The organism is Flavobacterium sp., assembly GCF_043756175.1.
Taxonomy (GTDB): Bacteria; Bacteroidota; Bacteroidia; order Flavobacteriales; family Flavobacteriaceae; genus Flavobacterium.
The window spans coordinates 1-7,545 of record NZ_JAYURN010000165.1 but is presented as its reverse complement, the minus strand read 5'-3'; the positions used below and the strand labels follow the sequence as shown (position 1 = coordinate 7,545).

Genomic DNA, 7,545 nt, shown 5'->3' with positions numbered 1-7,545 from the left:
CAAAAAGGATTATTCCTAAGGCGATTAATTTTAATGTTTTCATTTTTATAATATTTAATTAATATTCATTTTCTATTAACTTAAAACGCTAATATTTTTTATAAAGCCAACAACTATGCCAAATTTTTTCGTTAACATTTAATTATAGCTTAGATTTTAATAAAAAAAGAGAAGTTTCTAGCTTCTCTTTAATTTTATATTTTAAAGATTTAATTACAATAAAAGAATCAATAAAAGAATAATGATGATAATTGCTCCAACTGAAAAATAAACACCATTTCCTGTTGCTGCTAACTCAGATTTAATTGCGCGTACTTCTTTACGAAGTGCCTTTTTCTCTGAAGATTTCATAGAAGATTTATCCATTGCTTTAATTTCATCTAGGCGATTTAGCAAAACTTTTACTTCTGCAGGTACTTCTTTTGTAGCATTAGTTACTGTAACTGGTGCTTTTTCAGCAGCCAAAATTGTGGTTGGGAATGCACTTAATGATAATACCATCATCATTAAATAAAAAGTGATTTTTTTCATTTTTTTTTAAGGTTTTTAGTTAAAATTATTTTAATAATGTAAAGATATAAAATAATACGTAAGATAAATTTACAAAATTTTATCATAAGATTACATAATTCACACTTTATAAAATGAAGTGCTTTAATAGTAGATATCTTAATTTATTGCCTATTTAAAAATTACGGTCCGTGGTTTTGCCAGTTCAAAGTCTTGAAAGCCAAAATCAGTAGTTTCAAAAGAATTAGTTTTAAAAACATTTTCTCCAATATTTGGAATTGAAGGATAATAGGAAAGGGATAATTGGAACGAACTGAAAACCAAGAAGTCATTATTTATAATAAATCCTACACTAATTTTGGAATAGGCTTTACTATTACTTAACCTTTTTTCAGCATTTCCTAGCATTGCAATTGAATAATTAAAATAGGGATTCAGTCTAAATCCCCAAAGATTCCATGGCGAGTAAGCTTGGGTTTGTAAAGTCAATATTAGTTTTTTTGTACCGTAATATGCACTGCTAAAACCATTAATTCCATAATTTTCATTAATGCTTAGTTGATCACCCAAAGAATTTATACGGTTTACGCCAAGTAAGACTTGCGGTTTAATAAACTGTCGTATTTTCCATCTTCCCATATCAATTAAATTAGTAAAATAATTTGCCTGAAGTGAAAATGCCGTTTGGGAGGTGGTCGATTTGTCAAAAAAAGTACCTAATTCAAAATTAGTACTTAAAAATCCCCACTTATAAAAATTACCAAAAGAAAATTGACCACCCAAATAATAGCGGCCATGGTTATTTTTATATTGATATCCACCGGTTACTCCAAATATTTTTCCAATGGGTACATCTTCTATTATTCCGTTTTTAAAAATGTATTTGTCTTCTACGAATTTTCGTGATGTGATACCAATTCCAGAAAGAATAAACTTCTCTCCTGAATAGAAATCTGTTGGGTCATATTCAATAGTGGGACTTTCAGTATATTTCACATTTAAAATCCGACCTGACAAAATAAGATTTGTGGTTCTGTCGCTTTCAGTATTTCCCGCAAAAATTTTAAAAGCGCGACCAATCCAAAGATCTTGTGAGTTGTATTTGAAATTTTGCTTGGCATAAATCAAATTAGAATCTTGCAATGAATCTTTTCGAAATTGTTGATCAACATAAATTCCACCGGCCCATTTTGTCAAAGGGGAATAAAAGGGACGTTCAATATTGACGCTTTTACCGTAATTATTATCTAGATCAATAAAATATCTTACGGTCGTTTTTATAAAAGTGTTTTTTATGTTTGGAATACTATATGCCAAACTGTAAGCAATTTTTCCATCACTGAATCGATTTCTTAATTTATTATTAAATTCATGACCTGAACCAAGAAAATTACGTTCATTCAAATCGAAAGTAGCCCTGGAACTTGAGACAGAACCTTTTGGAATCATGCTCCACGAATCTAATACCCGCACGGAGACATCGACTGAATCTGGATTGTTTTCGATTTTGTCAGCGGTAATGCTAACTCTGTTTACATATCTTTGAGTTCTGATTAAACGCTCGGATTCCCTAACTAATAGAGAATCTAATGGCCTATTCTTTTTAATAAGTAATAAATTTAGAATAGCAAGTCTGTTGGTTTTAATATGTATTCTGTTTCCTTCCCTTTCTGCCCAGTTTTTTGGTTTTTTGGTAGAATCAATTTCTGAATATCCAAATGGATCAAGTGTAAAAATGTTGATTTTTCTAATTATTTTACCTTCATAATTCGGGTATCTTTTCTGTATTACTTTTTTCTTCGCAGTTTTTAAATTAACAGGCCTAAAAACTAGTTTATGAACTAATTTGGTGAATTTATTTTTTTTTGAATAGGTTTGAATGTTTTTATATACTTCAGAAGAATCTTTTTTTTGTTTATCGACTTGCGAAAAAGAGACTTGAGAGTAGCAGAGTAATAAAAGGAATAATATGAGTTTTTGGCTTTTAAGCATCTAAAAAAAAACTTTAAATAGTTCTAATTATTTTGATCTTGTGATTCTAAATTATCATCATTAATTCGGTTTATCTCCGTTTCAGTAGTAGTTTCCGTAAACATGGGAACAATAATATCCGTTTTGATTATGATTTTCTTTGCCGATGTTTCTGAGTCAAAAAGTGGTAATTTGATATTTCTCCAAGTATATGTTTTTGGTAAATCATCGCCCATTAAATAGCCCCACGGTTCTAACGATTCTATTCTGTCAAAAATTACTTTAAGAATGGCTATAATCGGAATAGCCAAAAACATTCCAGAAATCCCACAAATTGCCCCACCTATTATAATACCCACAATGGAAACAAAAGCATTTATTTGGACTTTTGAACTTACAACTAATGGGACTAAAACATTGTTATCAATCAACTGTACAATTATGTTGACTACAATGACACCAATAATTATTGATAAATCAGGTGTGCCAGTTAGCGACGCTACAATACTTAAAACACCCGCGAATAATATTCCGACGTAAGGGATTAAATTTAGAAGCCCGGTGATAATCCCTAATAAAACAGCGTATTTAACACCTATTACCATGAATCCAACTGTTGTTAAGACAGAAACCAAAATCATTTCTATTATTAAACCAACGATATAACTTTTTACTGCCACTTTTATTTGACACAGTATATCCTGCAATTTAGGATGGTAATCTTTTTTTATCAATTTAGAAAAAAACAACATGAAATGTGTTCTGTACAAAAGGATTAAAAAAGTATAAATAGGAATTAAAATAAGGTTTAGGAGTGTATCCGTAAAAGACATCAAAGTCGTTCCTATCATTTCTTTTCCTTTTTCCATTGAATCCTCAGTAGCTGTGTCAAGATATTCTTTTTGTTCTCTTGAACTTATATTAAAATGTTCCCGGATATATTGTTGCATATTTTGCATGTGAATGGTAAAATTTCTTTCGATTTTATTAAAATCATTAGCCATCTCACTAATCTGAATAGATAGAAATGCAAAAAGTCCAATGAAAAATAAAATAAATAGCAAAACAGTAATCATAACCGCTATAACATGTGGAAAACGAAGTTTGTGTCTTATAAAATGAGCAATTGGCCGCAATAATATGGCAAATATAAAAGACAACAGAATTGGAATTAAGATTTCCTGACCGATATAAAAAATATAGCCAAAGCTAATCAGACTCAATAAAATCAGAGTAAGTTTTGCGTAGAATGGAAGTTTTATAGTGTCATTCATATTTTTCGTTGTATTTATCTCGTACTAAACTGTAACAAGATATAATTTAAAATTTAACAAGCAAATATGAGGTAATAAAAACTTTTAAGTTTATAGATTTTTTTTAAATTGTTATATAATTTACACATAAACGGTAAAAATTTATAACTGCAACTACAATAATATATTTATATAAAATTACAATTAATCTATAAATTCCTTATCATCAAAATGGTTTTTCATTATTGAAATTCCTTTTTGTAAAAGTAAATTGTTTGGATAGATAACCTTTTCTCCATCATGGGTTTTTAAGTACACATGAAAAGCCCCAATATCTTCAATCTCACCTTCAAAAGGGAAATCTTTATCATGAATACGTATTACATCGCCAATTTTAAACGGAAATGAAAAGAACAAAATAATACCAGAGGTAATATTACTCAAAATAGACCATTGCGCAAACATGGCCACGCCTACAACTGTTGTAATAGAGGAAAGAGCAATAAATATATCTTTGGTCTGGACTCCCCAAATTAAAACTAAAGCGATGAACACTAAAATATTAATAAATAGATGAATGTATTTGATGACTAAATTAGTTCGATGTTCGAGAGTATGACTTGATTTAGCATACCGCCTAACTAATTTGGTCGTTATAATTCGTAATGAAATAAATACGACTAATAATATTCCGGTACCAATTAGTTCTTTTGTATAATCGAAAAGCAGATTCATATCCATGATTAATTAGGCTAATTTATTCAAATATTCGTAAACTTTATCAGTAGGCATTCCCATCACATTTGCGTAAGAACCTTCAATTTTTGAAACACCAATAAAACCTATCCATTCTTGAATCCCATAAGCTCCCGCTTTATCAAACGGTTTATAATTTTCGATATAATAGGAAATGGCTTCATCACTCAATTCGTTAAAAGTAACTTTAGTCAGTTCATTTAGAACCGTTGTTGCTGAAACAGTTTTAAAACAAACAGAGGTGATCACATCGTGAGTGGCATTCGACAAAGATTTTAGAATAGCAAATGCATCTGCTGCATCTTTTGGCTTGCCCAAAGCTTTATTGTTGTGCCAAACTATCGTATCGCTTGTTATAAGGATTTCATGGGGTTGCAATTCGTTTTCAAACGCGCTTGCTTTGAGTTCAGCCAAATAATCTGTAATTGCTGCTGCCTTTAATTCCGGAGGATAGACTTCTTCGATTTCTTTTAATCTGATTTCAAAATCTAAATCCAGATCTTTAAAGAATTGTTGACGTCTTGGAGAACCGGAGGCAAGAATAAGCTTGTATTTTTTTAATTTATTTTTAAGCATTGTATTTCATATTAATAGTGATTACAACAATAGATAAAATTCCGAAAAACAATATCCATTTCAGTAACAAACTCAATTGAGAAAAGTCTTTTTTTGTTTTTGCATTCCAAATTTTGATTGTAAAATATAGTAGTGGTCCCACAACAAAAAATAAGAAGTAAATAGTGGTGTACATCAACAGGAACAAATAGTTATAGATATAAAAAAGGATTGCTACTACAGGTATAAAACTTAAAGCAAAAACTATTTTAGTGGTTCGGCTAATTCCTATTGCTACCGGTAAAGTATTTATTCCATGATTGTAATCTCCATCTACATCCTCTAAATCTTTAACGATTTCTCTAATGAAATTGAGAAAGAAAGTAAAAATAGCATAATCTAAAAGAATGGAGAAAATCACAGCCATTTGTCCTTGATTTCCTTCATAGGTGGCCGGATATAAATCAAAAATTCCTATTATAACAACGCTGAAAGCCAGTACTAAAGCAACTATTATGTTTCCAATAAGAACCATTTGCTTCAAGCTTGTAGCATAAAGATAAAGTGTTGCGGCTATCAAAATAAAAATAGACGCAAAACCAGGTTTCATTATCACATTTGATAAATAAAATCCAATTCCCACACCCACACAATTAAGTGCAACATATATATTGTACGCTTTTGCTTCCGAAATGAATTTGCCTACAATGACGTCTTTCGGTTTGTTATCGTTATCCGTATTTTGGTCAACGATATTATTGATTACATAGCCACCTGCAGCAAGTAAAACGGTAGATACGACTAGCAACACATATTGCCAATCAGCAAGCGACAATGGGATATTTTGAAATTTAAAAAAACCATATCTAAAAACGAGTTGCATAAATGCAAGCATCAGTAAATTTTGGTAACGTATTAGTTTTAGAAACGGAAACATTTATTTCATTTAAAATTTATAATTCAACATTTTAAAACAGCTACTAATCGTGTTTTCCGTCAAAATGCTCCATCCACTTTCCTTGCACTTTCATGACTTGTTCGATTACGTCGCGAGCAGCTCCTTTTCCACCGTTTATATGCGAAATATATTTACAAATCCCTTTAATTTCAGGACTTGCGTCTTGAGGACAAGTTGGTAGGCCAACTAATTTCATGACATGATAATCAGGAATATCGTCTCCCATATACAAAACGTGTTCTGGATTTATATTGTAGACGTCTGTATATTCATCAAAGGTTTCTACTTTATTTGGAGTTCCTAAATGAATATCTGTAATTCCAAGGTTTCTTAGTCTAATACGAACGCCTTCATTGCTTCCGCCTGAAATAATGCATACGTTATATCCGCTTTCGACTGCTGCTTTCATAGCATAACCATCGCGAATATTCATGGTTCGCAGAATATCCCCTTCATTGGTTACAAAAACCGAGCTATCGGTTAGTACGCCATCGACATCAAAAATAAAAGTGGTGATATCGTTCATTATTTCTTTATAACTTTTTGCCATTATGCTGTATTGATTGTGTTAGTGTTTTATAAATTTTTAAATGGTTTTGATCCGATATAAAAGCTTCATGTGCTTCAATTGTACTACTATCATTGCGTTTTGCCGGTCCGGTTTGAGCTTCTTCTGGCGAAAGTACCAATATTTTTTCTGCGGTTTCTGCAATTAAAGGTTTTAAAATTTCGAAAGGGACTTGATTCTCCTGACAAATTTCATTCCCTATTTGATACAAATGATTGGTGAAATTATTGACAAATACAGCCGCAACATGCAATGCTTTGCGTTGCTCTGAATTAATAGCGAAAACCTTATCAGAAATTATTTTTGCGACTTTTTCTAATAGTTGATAATCAGTAGCGTTTTCGCTTTCTAAGCAAATTGGGATGATTTTAAAATCAACTTCTTTGTTTTTAGTAAATGTCTGCAAGGGATAGAAAACACCTTTTCGGTTATCTTCATCTAAATTATTTAGTGATATACTTCCGGAAGTATGCACCACTAAGCGATTTTTGAAGGGAAGCTCCGATGAAACAGCGGCAATTGCATCATCAGAAACTGCAATGATATACAAATCAGCTTCTTCCAAAGTCGCTAAATTATCTGTGATTTTATTTAAATCGAGTAGATGAGAGACACTTTCTTTTCGTCGGGAAAAAACTTGAATCAAGTCGATTTCTGTTCCCATGTTTTGGGAATGTTGAAAAGCAACAATTAAATGTTGTGCGACATTTCCAGAGCCAATAATTATTACTTTAGTCATAAGGCAAAATTAAGAAAAAAATATTAAGTGTTTTTAAGGGCTTCTTCAGTAGTTTTAAAACTATAAGAGGTAGCAGAGTCAATTTTTTATCAGAAAACAAAAAGTCTTAATTTTGGATTAAATTAACAATTGTACGAATATAGAAGTCAACATTTTTAAGTACTTTTGTGGCACTTTATAAGAAATGAAATACCTTACAAATGATTAAAAAAATATTCTCTATTTTGTTCTCTAC

General features: G+C 30.9%; 8 protein-coding genes. All 8 read right to left on the bottom strand.

Translation table 11 applies throughout. The annotated features are described in order from the left end of the window. Window positions 1-213: 213 nt before the first annotated feature. Window positions 214-531 (bottom strand): hypothetical protein, encoded by a 318-nt coding sequence (locus ACH2BP_RS12800; protein ID WP_395060504.1) that lies wholly within the window; start codon window positions 529-531, stop codon window positions 214-216. Between the two features lie 150 nt (window positions 532-681). Beyond that, a complete protein-coding gene (locus ACH2BP_RS12795; protein WP_395060502.1) occupies window positions 682-2,502 on the bottom strand; it encodes a hypothetical protein in 1,821 nt (606 codons plus the stop codon). A 23-nt stretch (window positions 2,503-2,525) separates the two neighbouring features. Beyond that, on the bottom strand, window positions 2,526-3,755 hold the full coding sequence (locus tag ACH2BP_RS12790) for an AI-2E family transporter (RefSeq protein ID WP_395060500.1): 1,230 nt from the start codon (window positions 3,753-3,755) through the stop codon (window positions 2,526-2,528). A gap of 183 nt (window positions 3,756-3,938) precedes the next feature. Continuing rightward, window positions 3,939-4,469 (bottom strand): mechanosensitive ion channel family protein, encoded by a 531-nt coding sequence (locus ACH2BP_RS12785; RefSeq protein WP_395060506.1) that lies wholly within the window; start codon window positions 4,467-4,469, stop codon window positions 3,939-3,941. A 12-nt stretch (window positions 4,470-4,481) separates the two neighbouring features. After that, window positions 4,482-5,066: a Maf-like protein gene (locus ACH2BP_RS12780; RefSeq protein WP_073211279.1), complete on the bottom strand. Its 585-nt coding sequence runs from the start codon at window positions 5,064-5,066 to the stop codon at window positions 4,482-4,484. After that, window positions 5,059-5,982, bottom strand: a complete 924-nt coding sequence (locus ACH2BP_RS12775) for a geranylgeranylglycerol-phosphate geranylgeranyltransferase (RefSeq protein WP_073211282.1) — start codon at window positions 5,980-5,982, stop codon at window positions 5,059-5,061. The genes ACH2BP_RS12780 and ACH2BP_RS12775 overlap by 8 nt, the downstream gene beginning before the upstream one ends. A gap of 43 nt (window positions 5,983-6,025) precedes the next feature. Next, a complete protein-coding gene (locus ACH2BP_RS12770) occupies window positions 6,026-6,553 on the bottom strand; it encodes an HAD family hydrolase (RefSeq protein ID WP_073211285.1) in 528 nt (175 codons plus the stop codon). Continuing rightward, window positions 6,537-7,310 carry a Rossmann-like and DUF2520 domain-containing protein gene (locus ACH2BP_RS12765; protein ID WP_395060496.1) on the bottom strand — a complete coding sequence of 258 codons (774 nt, stop codon included), beginning with the start codon at window positions 7,308-7,310 and terminating at the stop codon, window positions 6,537-6,539. Before ACH2BP_RS12765 ends, ACH2BP_RS12770 begins: the two co-directional genes overlap by 17 nt. Between the last annotated feature and the right edge of the window lie 235 nt (window positions 7,311-7,545).